This window comes from Streptomyces otsuchiensis (assembly GCF_004305975.1).
Lineage (GTDB): Bacteria > Actinomycetota > Actinomycetes > Streptomycetales > Streptomycetaceae > Streptomyces > Streptomyces otsuchiensis.
Genome location: NZ_BHZI01000577.1, coordinates 1 through 651 on the forward strand (window position 1 = coordinate 1; position 651 = coordinate 651).

Here is a 651-nt window from a genome sequence, read left to right on the forward strand (position 1 = left end):
GGGGCCGGTGGTGGGCGGAGGCCAGCTATGGCTGACCAGCGTCCGCCACGGAACGGGCCGCGCGGCCACCACGGCCACCACGGCCAGGGCACGGTCCTCCCGCTGCGTCCGAACCGCACCACGTCCTCGGGCGGTCCACCCGCCGACCGCTGGGCGGAGCTCCACGCGCACTCCTCCTTCAGCTTCCTCCAGGGCGCGTCCTCCCCCGGGGAACTGGCCGTCGAGGCGGCACGGCTGGGCATCGGCGTGCTGGCGCTCACCGACCGGGACGGCCTCTACGGCGCCCGGCGCCTGGCGGAGGCCGCCGCGGCGGCCGGGATCTCCACCGTCTACGGCGCCGAACTCACCCTGGAGACGGGCCAGGGCCTCCCCGCGGGCCGCTCCGGCCTCGCGGGCGCGGACCCAGCGCCGGACCCGGCGCCGGACCCAGCCCCGGACCTCGGGACGGCGGGCCTGGGGAGCCCGCTGGTGCTGGCCCGGGACCTGGAGGGGTTCCGGCGGCTGTCCGCCGCGATCAGCGCCGCCCAGCTCGCCGGCTCCAAGAACGCCCCGCGCTACGACCTCCAGGAGCTGGCGGAGGCCGCACGCGGCGGCCACTGGGCGGTCCTGCCCCCGGCGCCCACCGCCCGCGCCACCGACCCGGCACGACGG

The 651-nt window shown here is 79.3% G+C and carries 1 protein-coding gene; it reads left to right on the plus strand.

Translation table 11 applies throughout. From position 1 onward, the window contains the following. Nucleotides 1-27 precede the first annotated feature (27 nt). The coding region (locus E0D90_RS25925) for a PHP domain-containing protein (RefSeq protein WP_130800335.1) at nucleotides 28-651 on the plus strand (624 nt) is incomplete at its 3' end.